At 69.5% G+C, this 26138-nt stretch carries 23 protein-coding genes; 13 read left to right on the forward strand and 10 right to left on the reverse strand.

The window, feature by feature from the left end; translation table 11 throughout:
- Nucleotides 1-238 precede the first annotated feature (238 nt).
- Nucleotides 239-1528 carry an ABC transporter substrate-binding protein gene (locus tag Pph01_RS02335; protein ID WP_204071182.1) on the forward strand — a complete coding sequence of 430 codons (1290 nt, stop codon included), beginning with the start codon at nucleotides 239-241 and terminating at the stop codon, nucleotides 1526-1528.
- 123 nt (nucleotides 1529-1651) lie between these two features.
- Here Pph01_RS02335 and Pph01_RS02340 read toward each other — a convergent pair whose 3' ends face one another.
- From Pph01_RS02340 to Pph01_RS02365, 6 genes are all read right to left on the reverse strand, one after another.
- On the reverse strand, nucleotides 1652-2122 hold the full coding sequence (locus tag Pph01_RS02340) for a hypothetical protein (protein ID WP_204071183.1): 471 nt from the start codon (nucleotides 2120-2122) through the stop codon (nucleotides 1652-1654).
- A 133-nt stretch (nucleotides 2123-2255) separates the two neighbouring features.
- Entirely contained in the window at nucleotides 2256-3143 is an 888-nt protein-coding gene (locus tag Pph01_RS02345) for an ABC transporter ATP-binding protein (protein WP_204071184.1), read from the reverse strand.
- Entirely contained in the window at nucleotides 3140-4072 is a 933-nt protein-coding gene (locus Pph01_RS02350; RefSeq protein WP_204071185.1) for an ABC transporter ATP-binding protein, read from the reverse strand. Before Pph01_RS02350 ends, Pph01_RS02345 begins: the two co-directional genes overlap by 4 nt.
- Nucleotides 4062-5051, reverse strand: coding sequence for a branched-chain amino acid ABC transporter permease (locus Pph01_RS02355; RefSeq protein ID WP_204071186.1), 990 nt, complete (start codon nucleotides 5049-5051; stop codon nucleotides 4062-4064). The genes Pph01_RS02350 and Pph01_RS02355 overlap by 11 nt, the downstream gene beginning before the upstream one ends.
- Before the next feature lie 13 nt (nucleotides 5052-5064).
- Nucleotides 5065-6348, reverse strand: a complete 1284-nt coding sequence (locus Pph01_RS02360; RefSeq protein ID WP_239116361.1) for a branched-chain amino acid ABC transporter permease — start codon at nucleotides 6346-6348, stop codon at nucleotides 5065-5067.
- Between the two features lie 422 nt (nucleotides 6349-6770).
- A complete protein-coding gene (locus Pph01_RS02365; RefSeq protein WP_204071308.1) occupies nucleotides 6771-7115 on the reverse strand; it encodes a PaaI family thioesterase in 345 nt (114 codons plus the stop codon).
- Between the two features lie 134 nt (nucleotides 7116-7249).
- Between Pph01_RS02365 and polA the strand changes: the two genes are divergently transcribed.
- Entirely contained in the window at nucleotides 7250-9931 is a 2682-nt protein-coding gene (gene polA / locus Pph01_RS02370) for a DNA polymerase I (RefSeq protein WP_204071187.1), read from the forward strand.
- Here polA and Pph01_RS02375 read toward each other — a convergent pair.
- Nucleotides 9925-10926 (reverse strand): DUF2127 domain-containing protein, encoded by a 1002-nt coding sequence (locus Pph01_RS02375; RefSeq protein WP_204071188.1) that lies wholly within the window; start codon nucleotides 10924-10926, stop codon nucleotides 9925-9927. The genes polA and Pph01_RS02375 overlap by 7 nt on opposite strands.
- Nucleotides 10927-10977: 51 nt before the next feature.
- On the opposite strand from Pph01_RS02375, the gene Pph01_RS02380 reads away from it, so the two are divergent.
- From Pph01_RS02380 to uvrB, 7 genes are all read left to right on the forward strand, one after another.
- Nucleotides 10978-12054: a polysaccharide deacetylase family protein gene (locus Pph01_RS02380; RefSeq protein WP_204071189.1), complete on the forward strand. Its 1077-nt coding sequence runs from the start codon at nucleotides 10978-10980 to the stop codon at nucleotides 12052-12054.
- Between the two features lie 199 nt (nucleotides 12055-12253).
- Nucleotides 12254-13723 (forward strand): 30S ribosomal protein S1, encoded by a 1470-nt coding sequence (rpsA, locus tag Pph01_RS02385; RefSeq protein ID WP_204071190.1) that lies wholly within the window; start codon nucleotides 12254-12256, stop codon nucleotides 13721-13723.
- Between the two features lie 212 nt (nucleotides 13724-13935).
- A complete protein-coding gene (locus Pph01_RS02390; RefSeq protein WP_239116362.1) occupies nucleotides 13936-14391 on the forward strand; it encodes a GNAT family N-acetyltransferase in 456 nt (151 codons plus the stop codon).
- A 24-nt stretch (nucleotides 14392-14415) separates the two neighbouring features.
- Nucleotides 14416-15006, forward strand: a complete 591-nt coding sequence (coaE, locus tag Pph01_RS02395; protein WP_204071192.1) for a dephospho-CoA kinase — start codon at nucleotides 14416-14418, stop codon at nucleotides 15004-15006.
- Between the two features lie 56 nt (nucleotides 15007-15062).
- The gene (locus Pph01_RS02400; RefSeq protein ID WP_373315613.1) at nucleotides 15063-16247 is read left to right on the forward strand and encodes an ArsB/NhaD family transporter; all 1185 of its coding nucleotides are present in this window, start codon (nucleotides 15063-15065) and stop codon (nucleotides 16245-16247) included.
- Nucleotides 16248-16363: 116 nt separating this feature from the next.
- Entirely contained in the window at nucleotides 16364-17119 is a 756-nt protein-coding gene (locus tag Pph01_RS02405; protein ID WP_239116363.1) for a helix-turn-helix domain-containing protein, read from the forward strand.
- Nucleotides 17120-17252: 133 nt separating this feature from the next.
- Entirely contained in the window at nucleotides 17253-19364 is a 2112-nt protein-coding gene (gene uvrB, locus Pph01_RS02410; protein ID WP_204071195.1) for an excinuclease ABC subunit UvrB, read from the forward strand.
- A gap of 216 nt (nucleotides 19365-19580) precedes the next feature.
- On the opposite strand, the gene Pph01_RS02415 is transcribed toward uvrB, so the two are convergent.
- Nucleotides 19581-20888, reverse strand: coding sequence for an MFS transporter (locus tag Pph01_RS02415; RefSeq protein ID WP_204071196.1), 1308 nt, complete (start codon nucleotides 20886-20888; stop codon nucleotides 19581-19583).
- Between the two features lie 83 nt (nucleotides 20889-20971).
- Here Pph01_RS02415 and Pph01_RS02420 point away from each other — a divergent pair, with 83 nt between their 5' ends.
- Both Pph01_RS02420 and Pph01_RS02425 read left to right on the forward strand, forming a co-directional pair.
- Complete coding sequence (locus tag Pph01_RS02420) at nucleotides 20972-21475, forward strand: ArsR/SmtB family transcription factor (RefSeq protein WP_204071197.1); 504 nt, start codon at nucleotides 20972-20974, stop codon at nucleotides 21473-21475.
- Nucleotides 21476-21478: 3 nt separating this feature from the next.
- Nucleotides 21479-22168, forward strand: coding sequence for a hypothetical protein (locus Pph01_RS02425; protein ID WP_204071198.1), 690 nt, complete (start codon nucleotides 21479-21481; stop codon nucleotides 22166-22168).
- Here Pph01_RS02425 and Pph01_RS02430 read toward each other — a convergent pair.
- Both Pph01_RS02430 and Pph01_RS02435 read right to left on the reverse strand, forming a co-directional pair.
- Nucleotides 22158-22775, reverse strand: a complete 618-nt coding sequence (locus Pph01_RS02430) for a DUF4126 domain-containing protein (RefSeq protein WP_204071199.1) — start codon at nucleotides 22773-22775, stop codon at nucleotides 22158-22160. The genes Pph01_RS02425 and Pph01_RS02430 overlap by 11 nt on opposite strands.
- 202 nt (nucleotides 22776-22977) lie before the next feature.
- On the reverse strand, nucleotides 22978-23679 hold the full coding sequence (locus Pph01_RS02435; RefSeq protein WP_204071200.1) for an acyltransferase: 702 nt from the start codon (nucleotides 23677-23679) through the stop codon (nucleotides 22978-22980).
- 102 nt (nucleotides 23680-23781) lie between these two features.
- On the opposite strand from Pph01_RS02435, the gene pyrG reads away from it, so the two are divergent.
- Entirely contained in the window at nucleotides 23782-25521 is a 1740-nt protein-coding gene (pyrG, locus tag Pph01_RS02440; RefSeq protein ID WP_275412786.1) for a CTP synthase, read from the forward strand.
- Between the two features lie 2 nt (nucleotides 25522-25523).
- Entirely contained in the window at nucleotides 25524-26129 is a 606-nt protein-coding gene (locus Pph01_RS02445; RefSeq protein WP_239116364.1) for an NUDIX domain-containing protein, read from the forward strand.
- Nucleotides 26130-26138 lie beyond the last annotated feature (9 nt).

Genomic DNA, 26138 nt, shown 5'->3' on the forward strand with positions numbered 1-26138 from the left:
GGGATTCGAGTGCCACTTGAGGCGCATGTGACGAAATGCGCGGAGAGAGTGCACACCAGGCTCCTGGTCAGAAAGGTTCCCCTCCAAAGTTGAGGAGTTATTACGACTCCGCAACCAAGTGTGGACAGTTCTGACGCATGCCTGGTCGGAGGTCCCTTGCGGTATGTACGTTTCCACCATTCGATCGGGACCGGTCGGCGTTGCTGCCGTATCCCGGCCTGGATGAAGGAGATGCTTCATGATCCGCATTGCCCCCCTTGGGCGCGTGCTGGCCGTCGCCGCGGCCGCCAGCCTCGCCCTGACGGCCTGTGGCGGTGGCGAGGAGACCGCCGCGCCGACGTCTTCGGCGCCCGCCTCCTCGGCGCCTGCTGCTGCCAAGGGAGACGGCGTTCTCACCGTTGGCACGCTGCTGCCGCAGACCGGTTCGCTCGCCTTCCTCGGTCCGCCGGAGTTCGCGGGTGTCAAGCTGGCGGTTCAGGAGATCAACGCCGCCGGCGGCGTCCTCGGCAAGCCGGCCGTCGAGATCGACACCGACTCGGGTGACACTTCGACCAACATCGCCTCTCAGTCGGTTGACAAGCTGCTCCAGCAGAAGGCCGACGTCGTGGTCGGTGCGGCGTCGTCCTCGGTGTCGCTGTCGGTCATCGACAAGATCACCGGTGCCGGTGTGGTGCAGTTCTCGCCCGCCAACACCTCTGACCAGTTCACGACGTACAACGACAAGGGTCTGTACTTCCGTACTGCTCCGCCGGACGTGCTCCAGGGCCGCGTGCTCGGCGACCTCATCCTCGCCGACGGCAGCGACAGCGTGGGCATCCTCGCCCTCCAGGACGCGTACGGCACCGGCCTCGCGGACAACGTCCAGAAGGCGGTCGAGGGCGGCGGCGGCCAGGTCGTCTCGAAGGTCATCTACGACCCGAAGGCGGCCGACTACTCCGCGGACGTCGCGAAGATCAAGGAAGCCAACCCCAAGGCCATCGCGCTGATCGGCTTCGACGAGACGAAGAAGATCGTGCCTGAGCTCGTCAAGCAGGGCCTGACCGCCGACAAGGTGAAGTGGTACTTCGTCGACGGCAACCTGTCGAACTACGGCACCGGCAAGGACGGCTTCCCCAAGGGCACGTTGGACGGCGCGAAGGGCACCCAGCCCGGCGCCGAGGTCTCCGACGACTTCAAGGCGAAGCTCATGACGGCCGACCCGAGCCTGAAGGACTTCAACTACGGTCCCGAGTCCTACGACGCCACGATCCTGACCGCTCTCGCGGCGACCGCGGCCAAGAGCGACGCGGGCGCCGACATCGCGGCGAAGCTCACCGAGGTCTCCAGCGGCGGCGAGAAGTGCACGGACTTCAAGTCCTGCGCGGACCTGCTCGCGGCCGGCAAGGACATCGACTACGACGGTGTCTCGGGCCCGATCGAGTTCAACGCCGCGGGTGACCCGGCAGAGGCCACCATCGGCATCTACCAGTACGGCGCGGACAACACCAACAAGAACATCGCCTTCAACACCGGCAAGATCGACGGCTGACGCCGCCGACGGCACGGCTGTAGGCCAGCGAGGGGCCCGGTCCGCGAGGACCGGGCCCTTTCGCGTGTCACGGCGTCCCCGCCCGCCTCGGCCCGGCCCTGGCGCCTCGTACGGCAGGCGGGGTCAGGGCCTGGGGCAGGTCGAGGTGATGGCGTGGGAGGCCTGGCGATACTCGCGGAGCAGCGCGGGCCTCTGGGCGGGGTCGGTGGCGGCCGCGGACAGCGGCGTGCCGACCTCCTCGATCGTCGCGGCGGGTCCGGCCAGGGACGCGGGGAGATGCGGGCCGTACATCGCGAGCGTGCCGCGCACGTAGCCGAAGCGGCCGCGCACGTCGCCGTCGTAACGCTGGGCGTCCTCCTGACCGGCGGGGAGCAGGGACAGCTCGAGGTAGCCGATCGCGGAGACCACCCGGGTGCATGCGTCGTCGCCGGGCTTGGCGCCGGTCACGTAGACGGCCTCATCCGTGGAGGTCCCACCCGTGCCGGCCGGGGACGCGGACTCCGCCGAACTGTCGTGGGGGGTGCTCTGGCAGGCGGTCAGGGCGATCGTGAGCGCCGTGACGGCCAGCGCCGACCCCAGAGTGAATCGGGTCATGACGCCCATTGTGCTCGCCGCGTTTCACGGTCTCGCGGGCAAAAGGTCACAAGGTGGTAGCCGGCTGGCCGTGCCGTACCCGGACAACGCGAAGGGCCCCGGGCGGCGAACCGCCCGGGGCCCTTCGTGACACCTAGGCGCGCGCCAGCGTGCCGAGGTAGAGCTGGATGACCTTGGGGTCGTTGATGAGCTCGCGACCGCTGGCCATGTAGGCGTTGCGGCCCTGGTCGAGGACGTAACCCCGGTGGCAGATCTGCAGGCAGCGGCGTGCGTTCTGCTCCACCATGATGATCGTCACGCCGGCCTTGTTGATCTGCTGGGCCTGGATGAAGACCAGGTCCTGCAGCTTGGGCGACAGGCCGGCCGACGGCTCGTCGAGCAGCAGGACCGACGGCTCGGTCATGAGCGCGCGGCCCATGGCGACCATCTGGCGCTCGCCGCCGGACAGTGAGCCGGCCCGCTGCTTGCGCCGCTCCTTGAGCGCGGGGAAGATCTCGCAGACGAACTCGAAGCGTTCCTTGAACTTGCCGGGCACCTGGAAGGCGCCCATCTCCAGGTTCTCCTCGATGGTGAGGCTGGGGAACACGTTGTTGGTCTGCGGGACGTATCCCACGCCCCTGGCGACGAGCGAGTGGGCCTTGAGGTTGGTGATGTCCTCGCCGTTCAGCGTGACCGTGCCCGTGCGCACGTTCACCAGCCCGAACAGCGACTTGAGCAGCGTCGACTTCCCGGCTCCGTTGGGGCCGATGATGCCGATGAGCTCGCCCTTCTTCACGTACAGGTCGGCCCCGTTGAGGATGTTCACGCCGGGGATGTAGCCCGCGTACAGCTCGTCGGCGCGCAACACGGCGTCCTCCGCCCCGGCGAGGTGGTCGGAGCGGTCGGTGACGGCCGAGGAGCCGGCGACCTGCGCGGCGTCCTCGGTCTCCGGGGCGTCCTGCTCCGCGGCCCTCGCGGCCGGTACGGCTACCGCCTCGTCGCCGGCCTCGGCGCGCTCGGCGTTCGGCTCTGGCTCGGTCATGCCTTCTCCTCGATCTCGGCCTCGAGCTCGGCCTCGGCCTCCTGCAGCTGCTCCTCGGCCTCCTCGGCCGACATCGGCGCGTCGTGGTGGGCGCCGAGGTAGGCGTCGATGACCCGGCTGTCGGACATGATCGTGTCCGGCGGGCCCTCGGCGATGACCGCGCCCTGTGCCATGACGATGACCCAGTCGCTGATGTCGCGGACCATGTCCATGTCGTGCTCGACGAAGAGCACGGTCATGCCCTCCTCGCGCAGGTCCTTGACGTGGCCGAGCAGGGACTGGGTCAGCGCCGGGTTCACGCCGGCCATGGGCTCGTCGAGCATGACGAGCTCGGGGCCGACCATGAGGGCCCGGGCCATCTCCAGGAGCTTGCGCTGGCCGCCCGACAGGGAGCCGGCGAAGTCGTCCCGCTTGGCCGCGAGCTTGAACCGCTCGAGGAGCTCCTCGGCGCGCTCGGTGATCTCGTCTTCCTGGCCCCGCCAGCTGCCGGGGATCAGGGCGCGGAAGAAGTTCTCCCCGCGCTGGTTCTGCGCCCCGAGCCGCATGTTCTCCATGACGGTCAGCTTGGACAGGGCCTTGGTGAGCTGGAAGGTGCGCACCATGCCGCTGCGGGCCACCCGGTGGGCGGGTACGCCCTTCAGCTGCTTGCCGTTGAAGGACCAGGAGCCCTCGTCCGCGGTGTCGAACCCGGTGAGCTGGTTGAAGAACGTGGTCTTCCCCGCTCCGTTCGGCCCGATGAGCGCGGTGATCGAGCCACGCTGGATCTCGACGTGGTCGACGTCCACCGCGGTCAGGCCGCCGAACCTCCGTACGACCTTCTCGACGACGAGGATGGGGTCGGGCTTGGGGACGCCCGGCTCGGTTTCGATTCCCTCGAAGGCCGCGAGAGCGGCGGCCTTCTTGCTGGTCACGGTGGTGTCAGCGTGCATCGAGCGCCATCTCCCTCTTGTCGCCGAAGATGCCCTGGGGCCGGAAGATGAGCAGGAGCATCAGGCCGAGGCCGACCAGGATGAAGCGCACCGAACCGACCTGGGTGACGGTGACCGCCGTGCCGAAGACTCCGGCGCCGACGGCCTCGCTCAGCGTGTTGCCGACGAAGACCAGCAGCACCCAGAAGATCGCCGCGCCGACCACGGGGCTGAAGACCCGTGCCGCGCCGCCGAGGATCACGATCGTGTACGCGTAGAACGTGAACTCGGTGCCGAACAGGTCGGGCTGGATGGACGCCTGACCCAGGCCGAAGATGAAGCCGCCGAGGCAGCCGATGACGCCGCCGAGGACGAGCGCCTGCATCTTGTAGGAGAAGACGTTCTTGCCGAGGCTGCGCACGGCGTCCTCGTCTTCCCTGATGGCCTTCAGCACGCGGCCCCACGGGCTCTTCATCAGCAGGTAGACGAGCGCGCAGGACAGCGCGATCAGGACCCAGCCGACCGTCAGGACCCAGGTGGTCCGCTCGTTGAACGAGATCGGGCCGATGCCGTACGTCCCGGGGGCGAAGGGGTTCATGGCGTAGAAGTCGCCGGAGAAGTTCTGCCGCCCGTCGGAGCCGCCGAAGACGTCCTTGAACGCCACCGACCGGAAGACGAGCCGGACGATCTCCGCCGCCGCGATGGTCACGATGGCGAGGTAGTCGGCCCGCAGCCGGAGGGTGGGGATGCCCAGGAGGAAGGCGAGGACCACCGTGGCCGCGAGACCAACGGCGATGCCGAGCCAGAACGACAGGCCGAACGTCGAGACGATGACGGCCAGGCCGTACGCGGCGACGCCGAGGAAGGCCGCCTGGCCGAAGTTGAGCAGTCCGGCGTAGCCGAACTGGATGTTGACGCCGATCGCGGCGAGCGCGTAGACGACGGTCTCCAGGCCGATCGAGGCCTTGACCGTGGTCACGAAGATGGTGTTCCAGTCCACGTGTGGTCTCCGATCAGCCGATGCGCTCGCGGCGGCCGAGGATGCCCTGCGGCCTGAAGAGCATGACGAGGATGAGCACCAGCAGCGCGCCGACGGTCTTCAGCTCCGTCGGCACCACGAGGGTGGACAGCTGGATGAACAGGCCGACGACGAGCGAGCCGACGAGTGCGCCGAACGCGGTGCCGAGGCCGCCGAGGGTGACGCCCGCGAAGACGAGCAGCAGGATCTGGAAGCCCATCTGGAAGTTGATGTTCTGGGCGAGGCCCAGCATGACGCCCGCGAGTGCGGCGACGGCGCCGCCGACGGTCCAGATGATCCGGATGACGCGCTCGACGTTGATGCCGGAGGACGCGGCGAGCGCGGGGTTGTCGGCGACCGCGCGGGCCGCCTTGCCGGTGCGGGTCTTGAGCAGGGCCAGGCCGACGATCACCAGGACGGCGAGCTCGATGGCCATCGCGATGAAGTTCTTGGGCGCAGCCGAGATCGGTCCGACCTGGACGCCCGGCTGGGCGTTGTAGTCGGCGAAGGGCCTGCTCTCCCCGCCGAAGAAGAACAGGAAGACGTAGCGCAGGAACAGGGCGAGGCCGATCGAGATGATCATCATCGCGACGAGGCTGCTGCCGCGTTTGCGCAGCTGTCCCCAGAAGAAGCGATCCTGCAGATAGCCGAGGCCGCCGCCGATCGCGACCGCGATCACCGCGGCCAGGATGAGCGGGACGCCGAGGGTGGCGTTGAACAGGTAGGCCGCCATGGCGCCCAGGGTGAGCAACTCACCGTGCGCGAAGTTCGTCAGGCCGGTGGTGCCGAAGACGAGGGACAGGCCCATCGCCGCGAGCGCGATGATGAGGCCGAGGTTGAAGCCCTCGAAGGTCAGCTGGGCGACACGGTCCCAGAACGAGGAGGACGTTTCGCCAGAGGTGTTCCCGCTGCCCTGCTGTCCGGCGGGTGCGAGGGCGAACAGCACGTTGCGCTGGTTCCCCTCGTACACCTGGACGTCGAGCGTGCCCTTGTCCTTGAACTTGAGCGCGACCCCCGAGGGAAGCGTCGTCTGGTCGAGGGTGACCTTGAACTTACCGGCCTTCGGGACGGGGACCTCCCACGTGCCGTCGGCCCCTGTGGTGACCGCGGCGACAGGGCTGCCGTCCTCGGCCACCACGCTGATCTTGACGCCGTTCACCGGCTGGCCTTGGTTTTGGAGTGTGCCCTTCAGCGCCTCCCCTTCCGCCCATGCGGGGGAGGCGAGGAGAAGAACGAGTCCGCCCAGGAAGGCCGTGAACGCGATCACGGCTCTGCGCAATGGTGCTCCCTCTATTTGGGTCATGGCGGGGGGGTCGCCCCTCCATTCCGAACACGCAACAATCGCCTCGGGTCGACGACGTTGTGGCGGAGCATAAGCCCGAGTCGCCCGGTTCGGGGTTGTTCGTCACCAATCGGTGACCATGGTGTGTCACTCGCGTGAGAATGGCTTCCCAGGTCAGAACCGATTTGCCAGAGAGATCCTCTATTGAACGGCTGCGGAAAAAACAGTGAGCCCGTGGCTGACCTTTGGGACCGTGCAGAGCTTCCCCGGCTCTGCACGTTGTCTACTCGGTCTTCCACGGGCTCAGGGGCCACAACGGTAGCGACCGGAGAGGGCCGCGTGCAAAGAGAGTCGTAAGCTCATCCGTTTTGCGGCGATATGTCAGTGTGCCGTCGGCGTGTCGCCGACCCGTGCGGATTTCAGGCGTCGCGAAGCATGCAGGTGAGGCGCGAGGTGCAGATCCGCCGGCCCTGCTCGTCGGTGATCTCGATCTCGTACGTCGCGAGGGTGCGCCCGCCGTGCGTCCGGGTGGCGACCCCGGTCACGTGCCCGGAGGTGGCCGAGCGGTGATGCGTGGCGTTGATCTCGATGCCCACCGCGATCCTGCCCTCGCCGGCGTGCAGGGCGGCTCCCGTGGACCCCAGCGTCTCGGCGAGCACGACCGAGGCGCCGCCGTGCAGCAGGCCGTACGGCTGGGTGTTGCCCGCGACGGGCATGCGGCCGACGACCCGCTCCGGGCTCGCCTCGAGGATCTCGATGCCCATGCGCGCCGGCAGGTGGCTTTTGCCGGCCTCGTTCACGGCTGCGAGGAACTCGTCGGGGTTGGTCAAGGTCAAAGGGATCCCTCCTGTGGGAAGAGCCCGGGATTCATGTCGTAGACGGAGACTAGGCTGCGGTTGTGCCGAAGAGTGAAGCGACCCCCAGCCGTCCCCGCCTGCTGCTGCTGGACGGCCATTCTCTTGCCTACCGTGCGTTCTACGCCCTCAAGGACGCCAATCTCATGACGACCGACGGGCAGCACACGGAGGCGGTCTACGGCTTCACCTCGATGCTGGCCAACATTCTCCGCGACGAGCAGCCGAGTCACATCGTCGTCTGTTTCGACCGCAGTGAGCCCACCTTCCGGCACGAGGCGTTCGAGGGCTACAAGGCGAACAGGAGCGAGACCCCGGAGGACTTCCGCGGGCAGGTCCAGCTGATCTTCGAGCTGCTCGACACGCTGCGGATCCCACGGCTGTGGCAGGCCGGTTTCGAGGCCGACGACCTGATCGCCACCCTCGCCACCCAGGCGGCCGGCCAGGGGATGGACGTCCTGATCGTCACCGGCGACCGCGACGCGCTCCAGCTCGTCAGCGACGACGTCACAGTGCTGATGACGCGCCGCGGCATCAGCGACATGACCCGGTTCACCCCGGCCGCCGTCATCGAGAAGTACGGCCTCACGCCGGCGCAGTATCCCGACTTCGCCGCGCTGCGCGGCGACCCGAGCGACAACCTGCCGAGCATCCCCAGCGTTGGCGAGAAGACCGCCACCAAGTGGATCTCGGAGTACGGCTCGCTGGACGAGCTGGTCAGGCGGGCCGACGAGGTCAAGGGCAAGGTCGGCGACAAGCTGCGTGAGCACCTCGGCCAGGTCATCCACAACCGGATGCTGACCGAGCTGAGGCGCGACGTGGAGATCGGCGTCGAGGCGGGCGACCTCCAGATGGGCCAGTGGGACCGCGAGGAGATCAACAAGCTGCTCGACTCGCTGCAGATTCGCGGGGAGCTGCGTGAGCGGCTCTTCAAGACCCTCGGCACGTCCGAGCCCGAGGTGGAGGAGGGCTTCGAGCTCGAGGTCACCGTGCTCGAGCCCGGCCAGGTCGCCGGATGGCTCGGCGCGCTCGCCGAGGGCAGGGCCGGCCTCGCCTTCGAAGGCGCGTACGGCAGCGGCACCGGGCGGCTGGAGGGCATCGCCATCGCCGCCGAGTCGGGCGCGGCCTACGTCGACCCCACGAGGCTGACCCCGGAGGACGAGGCGGCGCTCGGCGCCTGGCTGGCCGACGAGTCGAAGCCCAAGGCCGTGCACGACGCGAAGGGGCCGCTGCTGGCCCTGTGGGAGCTCGGGTTCGACCTGCGGGGGCTCACGTGCGACACCGCCCTCGCCGCCTACCTCGCGATGCCGGGGCAGCGCTCGTTCCCGCTCGACGACCTCGTCCTGCGCTACCTGCACAGGGAGCTGCGGGCCGAGTCCGCGCCCAACGGCCAGGGCTCCCTGTTCGAGGACGCCGACGCCGGCGCGGCCAAGGACCTGGCGCTGCGGGCCCAGGGCGTCCGCGACCTGGCCGAGTCGCTGGAGGACCACCTGTCCAAGCGCGGCGGCACGCGCCTGGTCACCGAGGTCGAGCTGCCGCTCGTCCGCGTCCTCGCCGAGGTGGAGCGGGCCGGCATCGCGGCCGACCGGCAGTACTTCGCCGCGCTGGAGGCCGAGTTCGGCGCCGCGGTGAAGCAGGCCGTCGAGGCGGCCCACGACGCGGTGGGGGAGCAGTTCAACCTCGGCTCGCCCAAGCAGCTCCAGGAGATCCTGTTCGTACGGCTCGGCCTGCCCAAGACCAAGCGGATCAAGACCGGTTACACGACCGACGCCGACGCGCTGGCCTGGCTCGCCGGGCAGACCGAGCACGAGCTGCCGACGATCCTGCTGAGGCACCGCGACCAGACCAAGCTGCGGACCACGGTCGAGGGCCTGATCAAGGAGATCGCCGACGACGGGCGGATCCACACCACGTTCAACCAGATCGTCGCCGCGACGGGGCGCCTGTCCAGCGAGAAGCCCAACCTGCAGAACATCCCCATCCGCACCGCCGAGGGCCGGCGCATCCGCAAGGGCTTCGTCGTGGGGGAGGGGTACGAGACGCTGCTGACGGCCGACTACAGCCAGATCGAGCTGCGGATCATGGCTCACCTGTCGGAGGACGCGTCGCTGATCGCCGCGTTCGAGTCGGGCCACGACTTCCACCAGGCGACCGCCGCCCGGGTCTTCGACATCCCGCCGGAGCAGGTGGACGGCGAGCTGCGGGCGCGGATCAAGGCGATGAACTACGGCCTGGCGTACGGCCTGTCCGACTTCGGGTTGTCGGGGCAGCTCAACATCCCCGTCGCCGAGGCGAGGGCGCTCAAGGACGAGTACTTCGAGGAGTTCGGCGGCGTCCGCGACTACCTCGAGGCGATCGTCGCCCAGGCGCGCACGGACGGCTACACCGAGACGATCCTCGGCCGCCGCCGCTACCTGCCCGACCTGACCAGCGACAACAGGCAGCGCAGGGAGATGGCCGAGCGGATGGCGCTCAACGCCCCCATCCAGGGCTCGGCCGCCGACATCATCAAGGTCGCGATGCTCAACGTGCAGCGGGCGATCGAGGGCATGCGTTCGCGGATGCTCCTGCAGGTCCACGACGAGCTGGTGTTCGAGGTGGCCCCGGGAGAGCTCGACGAGCTCACCGCGATGGTGCGGGAGCAGATGAGCGCCGCCTACTCCCTGCGGGTGCCGCTCAGCGTCTCCGTCGGCGTCGGCTCGACCTGGGAGGACGCCGGTCACTGAGGGAGCCCGCGCCGTCTCCCGCCGAGGGGGCCGGACGGCTCGTCCCCGGCATTCGGGGGTTGTCCACGCGGCGTGCCCGGCGGTTGCCGGGAGGGTGAGGGTTGCCCGGGTGGTGTGCCCGGTGCCTGCCCGGGCGTGGCCGGTGGCTGTCCGGCGGGCGAGGGCGACGTCCCGGCACGCCCGTAGGCGCCGGGTGGGCCCGCGGTTCTCCCGTCCCCATCCGACGCTCCACCGGCGGCCGTCCGGCGCACGGCCGCCGCCTCGACCTCGAGGATGCTCGCCTCACGCCGCTCCTCCTCGTGCGCGGCCCGACCGCCTCGCAGTCCGAACAATCGCTTGCTCAACGCGATGTAGAGGACGACCGCGATGTTGATCAACAGGATGATCAGGCGTGTCGGAGTGACCTTCCCCACCAGCTCGTGGACCTCCACGGGGATGAACGACGAGGTCGCGATCACGGAGAAGTACTCGCCCCAGCGCTTCAGCAGCCACAGGCCGAGGCCCTCGATCATCCACAACGTGCCCAGGGCGATCAGGGCGAGCATGATCCAGGTCAGCGTCGTCGTCGTTGCCGCCAGGACGGTCCTGACCGTGTGGACCACGCCGGACTGGTCGAGGTTCCAGCCCAGCCGGTCGGCCAGCGGCTGGAGCAGCGGCAGGCTCTCCTTGAAGGCCCGGTTGACGGCGTCGTGGTCGGCCCGGAACCGCCACACCCCGTACGCCGCGCCGAGGACGAGCACGCCTTTCACCCACCGGAACATGGCGATCAGCCGGAGTATCGTGGCGTCACGCAGAGCCCTGCCGCGCAGTACGATCGGCGCGGCTCCGGCAGGCCCGGAGCCGTGGACCTCGCCGACGACGAAGTCGCCGCATCGGAGGCACCGCCAGGCCTCGCCCATGGCGGTGTCCGCGCGGAGACGGCCGCACAGCGCCGGGTCATCGGGCGCGTACGTGACGTGACCGTGCCGGCCGCACGCTCGCAGGCTCCAATCCACACAAAAATTGCAACACAGGCCATCTCGGGCGGAGGGCGGCACTAAGGTCAAATGACTGTGCGGAGTGTTGCCCGAGCCGGTGTTCTCGCCAACGTGGCCGTGGTCGCCGTCGGCCTGGTCGTCGTGGCGCTCCTGCCCTCGTCCGACCACGGCGCGGCGCCGGAGGGCAGAACCCGGATCACCCCCGCCCCGTCGCCGTCCGCGAGCCGTCAGGCCGCCCAGCCGGCGGCCGCCGAGTCCGCACGGAAGGTGAAGGCCAACGAGGCGGGCATGATCCCGGTGATCATGTACCACCGGCTGATGGCCAAGCGGCGGGCGTCCATCGACCGGACCCCCAAGCAACTGCGGGCCGAGCTGGAGCGGCTGGTCCGGGAGAAGTACATGCCGATCACGGCCGCGGAGCTCGTGTCGGGCAAGTTCAACGTCCCGGCCGGGATGCACCCCGTCGTGCTCACGTTCGACGACGGGAGCCCCAGCCACTTCGCCCTCGACGCCCATGGGAACCCCAAGAAGAACACGGCGGTCGAGATCATCTACGAGGTCGCCAAGAAGCATCCGGGCTTCCGCCCCGTCGCCACCTTCTGGGTCAACCGGAACCCGTTCGGGATCAAGGACAGGGCCCAGGAGAAGCGGGCGGTCGCATGGCTCGTCGGGCACGGGTTCGAGGTCGCCAATCACACCTACACCCACCCCGACCTGCACCGGCTGAAGGCCAAGAAGGTGTCGGAGCAGATCGTCAAGCAGGAGCGGCTGCTCAAGGAGATCGGCGTTCCGTCGTCCTCCACGTTCGCCCTGCCGTACGGCTCGGCTCCGAAGAAGCGGGGCGTGGCCCGCGAAGGGGCTTGGGACGGAACGAAGTACCATTTTGACGGAGTTTTTCTGGCGTCTGCCCGGCCGACCGTTTCGCCCTACGCGAAAGGGTTCGATCGCAACGCGATCCCGCGGGTGCAGTCGAACGAGAAGAAGACGGGATGCCCCGTCTACTGCACGCAGTACTGGCTCGATTGGCTGGACAAGAGGCCGGGGGAGCGGTACACGTCGGACGGCGATCCCGCCCACATCGCGGTCCCGAAGAAACTCAGGGGTAAAATCACTCCAAGCAGGGCCAAAAACGTCATCGCGTACTAGCGTGTTCAGGCTTGTATCGGATTGACCCAGCACGCCACGTCTCATATGCTGATCGCTGCGTTGTGGGCTCGCGCGCGTCTCGTACGGAGCGGCTCGCGCTCGATCATCCGATGCTTCGCCAGGTGCCTCCGATGACCGAAAACAGGCCCGCCGCGCTTCCGTCACAACGACATCTGTCCGGTTCGGAGCAACTCCACACATGACGAGCAGCACTGAGGCCACCTCGAACACCCCGCAGGTAGCGGTCAACGACATCGGTTCCGAGGAGGCCTTCCTCGCCGCGATCGACGAGACCATCAAGTACTTCAACGACGGAGACATCGTTGAAGGCACCGTCGTCAAGGTCGATCGAGACGAGGTCTTGCTCGACATCGGCTACAAGACCGAGGGTGTCATCCCCTCGCGTGAACTCTCCATCAAGCACGACGTCGACCCCGCTGAGGTCGTCGCGGTCGGGGAGCACGTCGAGGCCCTGGTTCTCCAGAAGGAGGACAAGGAAGGCCGTCTGATCCTGTCCAAGAAGCGCGCTCAGTACGAGCGGGCCTGGGGCACGATCGAGAAGATCAAGGACGAGGACGGCATCGTCACCGGCACGGTCATCGAGGTCGTCAAGGGTGGTCTCATCCTCGACATCGGCCTCCGCGGCTTCCTGCCGGCCTCCCTGGTCGAGATGCGCCGCGTCCGCGACCTGCAGCCGTACGTCGGCCGCGAGCTCGAGGCGAAGATCATCGAGCTGGACAAGAACCGCAACAACGTGGTCCTGTCCCGCCGCGCCTGGCTCGAGCAGACCCAGTCCGAGGTGCGTCAGACGTTCCTCAACACCCTGCAGAAGGGTCAGGTCCGCAAGGGCGTCGTCTCCTCGATCGTCAACTTCGGCGCCTTCGTGGACCTCGGCGGAGTCGACGGTCTGGTCCACGTCTCCGAGCTGTCCTGGAAGCACATCGACCACCCCTCCGAGGTCGTCGAGGTCGGCCAGGAGGTCACGGTCGAGGTCCTCGACGTCGACATGGAGCGCGAGCGGGTCTCGCTGTCGCTCAAGGCGACGCAGGAGGACCCCTGGCAGCAGTTCGCCCGCACCCACCAGATCGGCCAGGTCGTTCCAGGCCGGGTCACCAAGCTGGTGCCGTTCGGCGCGTTCGTCCGGGTCGAGGAGGGCATCGAGGGCCTGGTCCACATCTCCGAGCTGGCCGAGCGTCACGTGGAGATCCCGGAGCAGGTCGTGCAGGTCGGCGACGAGATCTTCGTCAAGATCATCGACATCGACCTGGACCGTCGTCGCATCTCCCTGTCGCTGAAGCAGGCGAACGAGGGCGCGATCGGCGCCGACGTCGAGTTCGACCCCACGCTGTACGGCATGGCGGCGACCTACGACGACCAGGGCAACTACATCTACCCCGAGGGCTTCGACGCCGAGACCGGCGAGTGGCTCGAGGGCTTCGACAAGCAGCGTGAGGAGTGGGAGCGGCAGTACGCCGAGGCTCAGGCCCGCTTCGAGGCGCACAAGACGCAGGTCGAGAAGGCTCGCGCCGAGGAGGCGGAGGCCAGCGAGGCCGCGCCGTCCTCCTACAGCGGCGAGACCGCCAGCCAGGCTCCGGCGACCGGTGGCGCGCTGGCGTCCGACGAGGCGCTCGCCGCCCTTCGCGAGAAGCTGGCCGGCGGCCAGAGCTGACCGCACCTGAAGTGAACGCAGGCAAGGCCCCGCTTCGGCGGGGCCTTCCTCATGTCCGGGCCTCATGTCCGGGCCTCATGTCCGGGCCTCATGTCCGGGCCTCATGTCCGGGCCTCGTGTCCCGCCCTCGTGTCCTGAGCCGTCCGGGCGGCCTGGCCCCGGAGCGGACGACGGCGCGGCCGGGACTCCGGACCGCCGATAGGGTGTGCGGCGTGGTGGACATCACGCGCGCCCTCCCCGACGACGCGGGGGAGATCCTCACCGTCCAGCGGGCCGCCTACGTGACCGAGGCCCAGTTGTACGGAGACCCGTTCATCGGGCCTCTGGTCGAGACCGCCGAGCAGGTCCGTGAGTTCATCGGGACCGGGGTCGTGCTGAAGGCGACGGCGGGCGGGCGGATCGTCGGGTCGGTCCGGGGCAGGCTCAACGGCGCCACCTGTCTCGTGGGCCGCCTCGTCGTCGTCCCAGACCGCCAGGGCGAGGGGATCGGGGGCGGCCTGCTGTCCGCGCTCCACGACGCCGTGCCGGACGCCACCGCCTTCGACCTGTTCACCGGCCACCTGTCCGGCGGGAACACGCGGCTGTATCGCCGTCTCGGCTACCGCGAGACGCACAGGGAGCGCGTCCAGGACCACCTGACCCTGGTGCACCTCCGGCGCGACGTCTGAGGCCCCTGTCGGTAGGCTTCGGGCGTGCTGAAGGTTGGCCTGACGGGCGGCATAGGTTCGGGAAAGAGCGAGGTCTCCAAGAGGCTCGCGGCCGTGGGCGCGGTGGTCATCGACGCCGACAAGATCGCGCGTGAGGTGGTGGAGCCGGGAACCCCCGGCCTCGCCGAGATCGTCGAGGCCTTCGGCGAGGACATCCTGCGCGCGGACGGCACGCTCGACCGGGAAAGGCTCGGCTCGATCGTCTTCGGGGACGCCGCGAAGTTGAAGATCCTCAACGGGATCGTCCATCCCAAGGTGGGCGCCCGGATGCAGGAGCTCCAGCAGACGGCGCCCGACGACGCGATCGTGGTCTACGACGTCCCGCTGCTGGCCGAGAACAATCTCGCGGGCCTCTACGACGTGGTGATCGTCGTGGACGCCTCCGACGAGATCCGCCTCGAGCGTTTGCGTAAGTTCCGCGACATGAGCGAATCCGAGGCGCGAGCGCGGCTCGCGGCTCAGGCCTCCCGCGAGGACCGCTTGAAGGTCGCGGACATCGTGATCGAGAACGAGGGCACTCTGGACGCCCTCGACGACCGCGTCGCCGAGGTGTGGGCCGGTCTCCAGTCCAGATGACCCCCGGGTGACGCGGGCCACAGTGTCATCGCCCGCCCTTGGGGAAGATGGCGCCGGTGAGGTTGCGGCGGCTGGGCGTACTCGACTGGATCAGCGTGGGGCTGCTCGCGCTGGGCCTGTTGTTCGTGGTCACGGGGCTGCTTCCGGCCGCGGCGGCGCGGGAGAGCGTCGACCGAATCGCGCCGCTTCTGCTCTTCCTGTGCGGGGTCGTCGTGCTCGCGGAGCTGACGAAGGAGGCCCAGGTCTTCGACGTCGTCGCCACCCGGCTCGCCATCGTCGGCCGCGGCAGCTACGCCGTACTTTTCGTGCTTTGTACGGCTTTTGCATCTTTGGTGACGATATTTCTGAATCTTGATACCACGGCTGTGCTGCTCACCCCCGTCATGCTGGCGCTCGCGCCCCGAGCCGAGATCGCGCCGATGCCGCTCGCGATGACGACGGTGTGGCTCGCCAACACCGCGAGCCTGCTGCTGCCGGTCTCCAACCTCACCAATCTCCTCGCGGTGAGCCGGGTGGCGTCCGGCACGCGGGAGTTCGCCGCCCGCATGTGGGCGCCGGCCCTGGCGGCCGTATCGGTCACGATGGCGTTCCTGTGGATCTTCTACTGGCGGCGGGGGGAACGCGGAGACGACCGCTACGTGCCGCCTCCGGCTCCTGCGATCGCCGACCGGACGCTGTTCGCCGTCGCCGCCGCGGCCTGTGTGGTCTTCGCCGGCGCCATCCTGGCGGGGGCGCCGATCGAGGCGGCCGCGCTGGTCGCCGCGGTCGCCGTCGTCGTGGCCTTCGTCCGGCGCGACCGAAAGAGGCTCGGCTGGGGTCTCATCCCCTGGCGGCTGCTCGTGTTCGTCACCGGATTGTTCCTCGTGGTGCCCACGCTCGGCAGGTTCGGCCTCGAATCCGTGATGAGCACGATCATCGGGCAGGACGGCGCCGGTGACGGGGCCTTCCGCGCGGCCGCCGCCGGCGCCGGGTTGTCCAACGTGGTGAACAACCTCCCGGCGTACGTCGCGGGGGAGCAGGTCATCCCAGCAGGGCACCATGTGCCCCTGTTGTCGCTGCTGATCGGTGTCAACCTGGGGGCGGTGGCGACACCGTGGGGCTCCCTGGCGACCCTGCTGTGGTTCGAATGGTGCCGCCGCTGGGACGTGCGCGTCCCTGTGGGCAAGTTCATCCTCACCGGCGCGGGCCTCGCCGTCACTGGCGTCGCCGCCGCGGTGACCGCGTTGCTGCTCACGGCGTGAGCCGTCCCCGTGGGCGGGAGCACGCCGAACCGGCCACCGTGGTCCTGAAGGCCGGAGCGCCCCGATTCCCCGGGGGGAATGGCCAGACCGCGGGGGCGGGGGCTACAACTGACCGGGTGGACTTTCCTCAGGCGCTGCGGGAGCGGCGTAACGGGCGCCGGCTGAGCCAGCTCGACCTCGCCCTGCGGGCGGGGACGACCCAGCGGCACCTCAGCTTCATCGAGAGCGGCCGGTCGGCTCCGGGCAGGGCCATGGTCGTGCGGCTGGCCGAGTCGCTGGAACTGCCCCTGCGGGAGCGCAACGAGCTGCTGCTGGCCGCCGGATACGCGCCCGCCTACCCGGAGACCTCCCTCGACGCCCCCGCCCTGGCGCCCGTGCGGGCCGCGCTGGGGCACATCCTGGCCGGTCACGAGCCCTACCCGGCCATCGTGGTCGACAGGTACGGCGATCTCGTCGCGGCCAACGAGGCGTTCGGGCTGATCACCGAGGGAGCCGCGCCCGAGCTCGTCGGGCCGGGGACCAACGCCTACCGCCTGGCGCTGCATCCGGACGGCCTGGCTCCCCGGATCATGAACTTTCCCGACTGGGCCCGCCACATCCTCGAACGGCTCCACCAGGCGGCCCCGCACGACCCCGCGGGCCGGATCGCGGCGCTGCACGCCGAGCTGGAGACGTACGTCCCCGAGGTGCCGCCGTCACCGGACCACCTGGGGTTCGCCGTACCGTTGCACCTGCGGTCCCCGCGCGGCGAGCTCCGGCTGATGACCACGGTCACCACTTTCGCCACAGCCGTGGACGTCACGCTCGCCGAGCTGAAGCTCGAGGCCTTCCTGCCCACCGACCAGGCCACGGCGTCGCTCCTGTCCGCCTGACGCGGGCAGGGGGATCCGCACCGGAATTGTCGGTGCCCGCGCGTAGGTTATGGAGGTGTGGGGCCGGCGCGGCGAGCGGAGTCGCCGCCGACGGATGGTCGCCCCGCGGCAAGCGAAGAGTGGAGATCGGCCGATGAGACCTGTCACGGACCTGCAGCGGAGCGTGGCGCCTTTCGAGGTCGTCACCGGCATGACCCCCTCCGGGGACCAGCCGACCGCGATCGCCGAGCTGGAGCGCCGGGTAAGTGGCGGGGACAAGGACAACGTCCTGCTGGGCGCCACGGGCACCGGCAAGACGGCGTCGGTGGCCTGGCTGATCGAGCGGCTCCAGCGCCCGACGCTGGTCATGCAGCCGAACAAGACCCTGGCGGCCCAGTTCGCGAATGAGTTGCGCGAGATGCTCCCCAACAACGCGGTGGAGTATTTCGTGTCGTACTACGACTACTACCAGCCTGAGGCGTACGTCCCGCAGAGCGACACCTACATCGAGAAGGACTCCTCGATCAACGAGGAGGTCGAGCGGCTGCGTCACTCGGCGACGGAGTCGCTCGTGACCCGCCGCGACGTCGTCGTGGTCGCCTCCGTCTCGTGCATCTACGGCCTCGGCACTCCGCAGGAGTACGTGGACCGCATGGTCGGCCTCAAGGTCGGCCAGGTGATCGAGCGCGACCGGCTCCTGCGCAAGCTCGTCGACATGCAGTACGCGCGCAACGACGTGGCCTTCACCCGCGGCACCTTCAGGGTGCGCGGCGACACCATCGAGGTCATCCCCGTCTACCAGGAGCTCGCCGTACGGATCGAGATGTTCGGCGACGAGATCGAGAAGCTGTCCACGCTCCACCCCCTGACCGGCGAGATCGTCAGCGAGGACACCGAGCTGCACATCTTCCCCGCGACCCACTACGTCGCGGGGCCGGAGCGGATGGAGCGGGCGATCACCGGCATCGAGGCCGAGCTCGTGGACCGGCTCGCCGAGCTGGAGCGGCAGGGCAAGCTGCTCGAGGCGCAGCGGCTGCGCATGCGGACGACCTACGACATCGAGATGATGCGCCAGATCGGCACGTGCGCCGGCATCGAGAACTACTCGCGGCACATCGACGGCCGCGAGGCCGGCTCCGCGCCGCACACGCTGCTCGACTTCTTCCCGGAGGACTTCCTGCTCGTCCTCGACGAGTCGCACCAGACGGTCCCGCAGATCGGCGCGATGTACGAGGGGGACGCCTCGCGCAAGCGGACCCTGGTCGAGCACGGGTTCCGCCTGCCGTCCGCCATGGACAACCGCCCGCTGAAGTGGGAGGAGTTCCTGGAGCGCATCGGCCAGACCGTCTACCTGTCGGCAACCCCCGGCCCCTACGAGCTCGGGCGGAGCAAGGGCGACGTCGTCGAGCAGGTCATCCGTCCGACCGGCCTGATCGACCCCGAGGTCGTGGTCAAGCCGACGAAGGGCCAGATCGACGACCTCATGGAGGAGATCAGGGCCCGGGCGGAGCGCGACGAGCGGGTCCTCGTCACGACGCTGACCAAGAAGATGGCGGAGGACCTGACCGACTACCTCCTCGAGAACGGCATCCGCGTCCGCTACCTGCACAGTGAGGTCGACACCCTGCGCCGCATCGAGCTGCTGCGTGAGCTGCGGATGGGCGAGTTCGACGTGCTGGTCGGCATCAACCTGCTGCGTGAGGGCCTGGACCTGCCCGAGGTGTCGCTGGTCGCGATCCTCGACGCGGACAAGGAGGGTTTCCTCCGCTCCGAGACGTCGCTGATCCAGACCATCGGCCGGGCCGCGCGAAACGTCTCCGGCCAGGTGCACATGTACGCCGACAAGATCACGCCGAGTATGGAACGGGCGATCGACGAGACCAACCGGCGGCGGGCCAAGCAGGTGGCCTACAACGAGGCGAACGGCATCGACCCCCAGCCTCTCCGCAAGAAGATCGCCGACATTCTCGACAGTCTGGCTCGGGAGGACGAGGACACCGCCCAGCTGCTCGGTGGGGGCGGGCGGCAGCAGTCGCGCGGCAAGGCCCCGGTTCCCGGCCTGGCCTCTCGTGGGGCCGGCCAGCACGCGAAGGCCATCGCGGGAGAGATGCCCCGGGCCCAGCTGGAGTCGCTGGTCGAGTCGCTCACCGAGCAGATGCACGCGGCCGCCGCCGACCTCCAGTTCGAGGTGGCGGCCCGGCTTCGCGACGAGATCAAGGAGCTGAAGCGCGAAGTCCGCGACATGCGCGAGGCCGGCGTCAAGTGACCCCGCACCCCGCCTGACGGGCCGTGCATGAGCGGGCCGTGCCGGTCCCGCCTGGCGGGCCGCGCCCAAGGGGTCTTGCCCGGTCTCGCCTGACCCGTCCCGCCTGCCTGACCGTCCCCTCCGGGTGAGGCCGGGGGAGACGGCCCGCGGACGGTTACGGGTGCCCGGCGGGGTCACGAGCGCGGCAGGCCAAGCAGAAGGGTCACAGCAGCAGGATCAAGGAGTACGGACCGTTTCGGGGCCCCGGACGGTCTCGGGGGTGCGGACAACCTCCGCCGGGGTGCGAGGGGACGTCGCCGGGGCGTCTGAGGCGTCCTGGCCCTGCCTCCGCGAGACCGCTCCGGCGACCACGGCCAGCAGTGCCAGAACCAGGACCAGGGCGCCGTATGCGGTGGCCGTGGTGTGCAGCCCGACCGACGGGACGGCCAGCCCGGCCAGGACGGCGGGCACGCTGAACGCCAGGTAGCTCACCACGTAGATGGAGGCGAACAGTTCCGCCCGCTCCGCGGGCTCGGCGAGCTGCGCGAGCGAGCGGAACGCGCCGAGGAAGGCGGCGCCGAAGCCGCTGCCTGCGACGGCCGTACCGACGAAGAACAGCGGTGCCGACTCCACGGCCATCGCCGTCAGGGCCAGCGCCGTTCCGACGGCCAGCGAGACCGATCCCGCGATCATCACGCGCCGCGGATCCATGTCGCGGACCACCAGGGAGGCGACGGCTCCGGCACCGGTCAGGGTGGTGACCACGAGGCCGCCGACCAGGTGGTTGGAGACGTGCAGGACGCTCGCCGTCACCGAACCGCCGAGGGACAGGTAGAGCCCGCCCATCGCCCAGGTCGCCACGAGGCAGGGGACGGCGGCGAGGAACGCCCGCCGGGCCCGGGGCGGCACGGACGCGCGCGGGCGCAGCGACGAGAGGGCTCCCGGGCGCCGCGAGACCGTCTCCGGCAGGAACGCCACACCGGCGGCCAGGATCACGAAGACCACCGCGAGAAGGGCGAACGGCAGGGTCGTCGGCGCGGGAGCGTACTGCAGCAGCAGCCCGGCCCCCAGCGCTCCTACGGCCAGGCCCACGGTGGGCGCCACGCTGTTCGTCAGCGCGCCCTGGCGTGGACTGCGCTGCAGGTCCACCACGGCGGCGCTGATGGCGCCGGCCGCGGCGCCCGTCGCGAGGCCCTGCAGGATCCGCGCCAGCAACAGGAGCCCTACTCCGTCGGCGGCCATGAAAACGACCATGGCGACCGCCTCGGCCAGCAGGGCGACGGCCAGGACGGGCCGCCGGCCGACATGGTCGGAGATCCCCCCGACGGTCAGCAACGCGATCAACAGGGCCAGGACGTAGACGGCGAACACGGCGGTCAGCACGGCGGCCGAAAAGTGCCATCGCTGCTGGTAGACCACATACAGCGGGGAGGGTGTGCTCGAGGCCGCCATGAAGGCCAGCAGGGTCCCGCCCACCAGCCAGAAACCGGCCTGCCGGGGAATCCGCCGCCCGGTGCGGTCGGTTGACGGGGGAGCGCCAGTCATGTGCGTGCTCCTTAAAGTTCCAAAATTTTCGAACTGTTGGAGAGTACGCCCCCGATGCGCGTCGGTTCAACTATTCTCGAACTATGAGTGGAAACTCACGTGAGCTCGCGCATCCGGACGCGGCGGACCTGGCCCTGACCGACGTGCTGTTCGCCCTGAGCGATCCGTCGCGGCTGGCGATCGTGCGGTCGCTCGTCGAGGGGCCGATCGAGGTGGCGGCGTGCCAGCCGGCCGGCGCGGAGATCCCCAAGTCCACGCTCTCGCATCACCTCAAGACGTTGCGTGAGGCCGGGGTGATCCGCAACGTCCCCAGCGGCCGCCAGCGATACGTCAGCCTGCGCAGCGGCGACCTGGACGGGCGATTCCCCGGACTGCTGACCGCCGTCCTCGGCGCCGCGCCCGGCCCGGCCGCAGACCCGGCGCCCGACGTGGCGCCGATCCTGGCCGCGGGCTCCTCGCGCGGCACGGCACGGAAGGAAACGTCCGGTGCAGCGCCCTCGGGCGACACCCCACGCAAACCCCGAAGCGAAACCCCAGGCGACGCTCCGCACGACACCGAAGGCGCGCCCCTGGGCGCCCGGAGCTGACGCGTGAGACCGGCTGTGGGTGAGCCGCTGCGGCGGTGCACGGCCTGCGGCGGCTGGGAGTACGGCGGAGCGCCGAGCTGCGCGCGCTGCGCCGCGCTCGTCGACGACATCGTCGAGGACGCCTGGCGGGAGTTCCTCACGCGGATGCTCGGCACGCGGCCGGGCGTTCAGGGCGCCGGAGCGGGCGAGCTCGACGCGCGGGGCGCGGGAGGCCACGTGCCCGGCGCGGGGAGCACCGGGGCGGCCGGTGACGGGCGGACCGCGGGGGACGAGCGGGCCGTCGCCGAGATGGTCGCCGAGGAGCCCGACCGGCACGACTGGCGGGTGTTCGACGCCGCGCTCGACAGGCTGACCTGCGACGACTGCGGCGACCGGTTGGGAAGGGGCCTGGCGGGCTGTCCTGGGTGCGACCTGGCGCACGGCTTCCGTTACGCGGCGATCGAGACCGACCGGTCGGGTGTCCCTCCGGGGAACGAGCACGCGATCCGGGTGAACGTCTCCGTGGTGCGCCGCCCGCACGGCATCTCGGCGCCCGAACTGCTCGGCAGGAGCCTGTTCCTGCCGTTCCTGCTGGCCGGGGCGCTCCCCACGACGCGGCAGGCGCAGCGGATGTCCGCTCTCCTGAAGAGTGGGGTCACCCGGGAGGAGGTCGCGGCGCTCGTCGACGCTGTGTCGGCGGAGTTCAGCCGCTGACGCTCCCCGGCGGCGGCACCGTGCGTGCTCTGCGGGACTCCCGATAGCGCCGCACCCGGACCATTAACCGCCATCCGGCGAGCGCCAGCACCGCCATCGCCACGATGACGAGCACCGGCAGGAAGATCGCGACGAGGCTCATGCCCAGCGCGCTCGCGTCCTCGACCGTGCTGACGACGGGAGCGCCGAATCCGGCCGTGGTCGCGTTGACGACCGGCCGGGCGCCCGACTTCACGAGGTGCACGGCCAGGGCGACCACGATGCCGAGGACCCAGCCGACCGCCGGATGCTCGGCCATCCAGGTGGAGTTGTCGAGCTTGGCCGCCGCCGCGGTGGCGCTGAACACCACGCCTCCGGAGGCGGGCCGTACGGCCGTCTGCACGATGTCGTTGACGTGGTCGACCACGGGGACCTTGTCGAGCACGAACTCGGCGACGAGCAGCACCCCGATGATCGTCAGCACCCAGCCGTTGGACAACCATTCGTAGCCCTGCGGCAGCCGTACGGCGTCGGTGAAGTTGGCGAGCAGGCCGACGACCATGAGCGGGATGTAGGCGTTGAGCCCCGCCGCCGTCGACAGGCCGAGCCCGGTCAGAGCCGCGAACATCAGCACCTCCACGCAGTGCGAGACGATCTCGCGCAGACACCAACGGACGATTCTGCCCCTGTGTCCCCGTTCCGCCGTCCCAATCTTCGGGGAACGGAAACTCCTTCATAGCCGCTTATCCCGGTCATTTCCGGTGAACCGGTCTCCTGATCGGGCGACGGCGTCCCGCCGGCCGGATCGGCCCTGGTCGGGAGGATGCGGCTCAGGCGGTGCCGGTTCCGGCGGCGGACACGCCGGGTGCCGTACGGGGATCGGGGAGGGAGACCGGCTCGACCGGCAGGAGCGGGCTGTGCCATCCCCGCTCAGGGGAATGCCGCCGGACGATCTTTGCGGGGACGCCCGCGATGACCGAGTGGTCGGGGAACTCGCCGCGGACGACCGCCCCGGCCGCGACGACCGACTGGCGGCCGATGCGCGTGCCCGGGAGGATGATCGCCCCCGTGCCCAGCCACGAGCCCGAACCGATCGAGACGGGATTGTTGCGCGGCCACTGCCGTCCGATCGGCTTCTCGGGATCGTCGTAGACGTGGTTCTGGTCGGTGATGTAGACGTACGGGCCGGTGAACACGTCGTCGCCGATGTCGATCGACTGGTGCCCGACGATGTGGCTGCCCCTGCCGATCGAGCAGGCGCGGCCGATCCGCACGATCGACCCGGGTCCGAGATCCACGCCGGGGCCCATCCCGGCCGAGATCGAGACCCGCTCCCCGATCAGCGTGTGGTCCCCGATCTCGATCCACGCCTCGCCGAAGATCGCGCCGAGCGGGAAGGAGACGCATGCCCCCTCACCGAGGCGCCGGAACCGGTAACCGCCCGTGGAGCCGGGGCTGAGCGCGGCCGCATCGCGCAGGTAGGCCCACCCCCGGTGGGCCAATCGGCCCACGACACGCTTCACGATCGACATAACGGGACAAGGTACCCGCTGGTCCCGCCCTTGACCATGGTGGGTTCGCGCACGTAGGGGCACCAATCATGTAAAGCGTTTGATATTCTGAGAGCCCGTGGCATGGCGGTCGCCGATTTGGCGGCCGAGCAAAGACAACGACCACGGGAGCCCTTCTTGCGCAGCGACGCCCACTCCAGGCCAGCACTGACCAAGCATCTGTTCGTCACCGGCGGCGTCGCCTCCAGCCTCGGCAAGGGGCTCACAGCCTCCAGCCTTGGCCGCCTCCTCAAACTGCGGGGCCTGCGGGTCACCATGCAGAAGCTCGACCCCTACCTCAACGTTGATCCGGGGACGATGAACCCCTTCCAGCACGGCGAGGTGTTCGTCACCGACGACGGGGCCGAGACCGACCTCGACGTCGGCCACTACGAGCGTTTCCTCGACACCGAACTCCACGGCTCCGCCAACGTGACGACCGGCCAGGTCTACTCGAACGTGATCGCCAAGGAGCGCCGCGGCGAGTATCTCGGCGACACCGTGCAGGTCATCCCGCACATCACCAACGAGATCAAGGACCGCATCCGGGGCATGGCCGGGCCGGACGTCGACGTGGTCATCACCGAGGTCGGCGGGACCGTCGGCGACATCGAGTCGCTGCCCTTCCTGGAGGCCGTCCGCCAGGTGCGCCACGAGGTCGGCCGCGACAACGTCTTCTTCCTCCACGTGTCGCTCCTGCCGTACATCGGCCCGAGCGGCGAGCTGAAGACCAAGCCGACGCAGCACTCCGTGGCCGCGCTGCGCAGCATCGGCATCCAGCCCGACGCCATCGTGTGCCGGTCCGACCGGCCCATCACGACCTCGCTCAAGCGCAAGATCAGCCTGATGTGCGACGTGGACGAGGACGCCGTGGTCTCGGCCGTGGACGCGACCTCGATCTACGACATCCCGAAGGTCCTCCACACCGAGGGTCTCGACGCGTACGTCGTCAGGCGGCTCGGCCTGCCGTTCCGCGACGTGGACTGGAAGGAGTGGGACCAGCTGCTGCACCGGGTGCACCGCCCGGCCACGGAGGTCACGATCGCGCTGGTCGGCAAGTACATCGACCTCCCCGACGCGTACCTGTCCGTCACCGAGGCGCTGCGCGCGGGCGGCTTCGCCAACGATGCCAGGGTCAACATCCGCTGGGTCAAGAGCGACGACTGCGAGACGCCCGAAGGGGCCGCGCGTGAGCTCGACGGCGTCGACGGCGTGCTCATCCCCGGCGGCTTCGGCGTACGCGGCATCGAGGGCAAGGTCGGCGCGGTGCGCCACGCGCGCGAGCAGAAGATCCCGCTGCTCGGCATCTGTCTCGGCATGCAGTGCATGGTCATCGAGGCGGCGCGCAACCTCGCGGGCATCGCGGACGCGGGCAGCACCGAGTTCGACCCGGACACGGCCGACGCGGTGATCTCGACGATGGCCGACCAGGAGGACGTCGTCTCCGGCGACCGCGACATGGGCGGCACCATGCGGCTCGGCCTCTACCCGGCCGCGCTCGCCGACGGCTCCCTCGCCCGGCAGCTGTACGGCAAGGCCCGGGTTGAGGAGCGGCACCGCCACCGCTACGAGGTGAACAACTCCTTCCGTGAGCGGCTGGAGAAGATCGGTATGGTGTTCTCCGGGCTGTCGCCCGACGGCCGGTTGGTGGAGTACGCCGAGCTGGCGGCCGACCAGCATCCCTTCTTCATCGGCACCCAGGCCCACCCCGAGTTCCGCTCGCGGCCGACCCGGGCCCATCCGCTGTTCAAGGGGCTGGTTCAGGCGGCCCGGGTGTACGCCGACGTCCGTGAGAGCGTTGCGAAGGCGGGCCGTAGCAAGTGAACGTGGAAGATTCCGAGGAGAGCTGGGAGATCACCGGCTCGCAGGAGCACTTCTCCGGACGGGTGATCTCCGTGCGGACCGACGCGGTGCGGATGTCCGACGGTTCGGTGGCCAAGCGCGACTACGTCGTCCACCCGGGGGCGGTCGCGGTGCTCGCCCTCGACGAGGACGACCGCGTGTTGCTGATCCGCCAGTACCGCCACCCGATGCGCCGTCTGCTCTGGGAGCTGCCCGCGGGCATCCGCGACGTGCCCGGCGAGCCGCTCGTGGACTGCGCCGCGCGTGAGCTGGCCGAGGAGGCGGCCTACCGGGCCGCCACCTGGCACACGCTGGTCGACCTCTACACCTCGCCCGGCATGAGCGACGAGCGGATCCGGGTCTTCCTCGCCCGCGACGTCAGCCCCCTGCCGGACGAGGAGAACGCGTTCGTCCGGGAGGACGAGGAGATCGACATGCCGGCGATCTGGATCCCCTTGGGCGACGCGGTGGACAGGGCCCTGAAAGGAATGATCCACAATTCTCCGGCCGTCGCCGGTATTCTCGCCGCGTACGCCGCTTCCGCCGACGGTTTCAAGGGCCTTCGTCCCGCCGACGCTCCGGAGGCATGAGTCCGTAGG

This window comes from Planotetraspora phitsanulokensis, from assembly GCF_016863295.1.
Classification (GTDB): domain Bacteria; phylum Actinomycetota; class Actinomycetes; order Streptosporangiales; family Streptosporangiaceae; genus Planotetraspora; species Planotetraspora phitsanulokensis.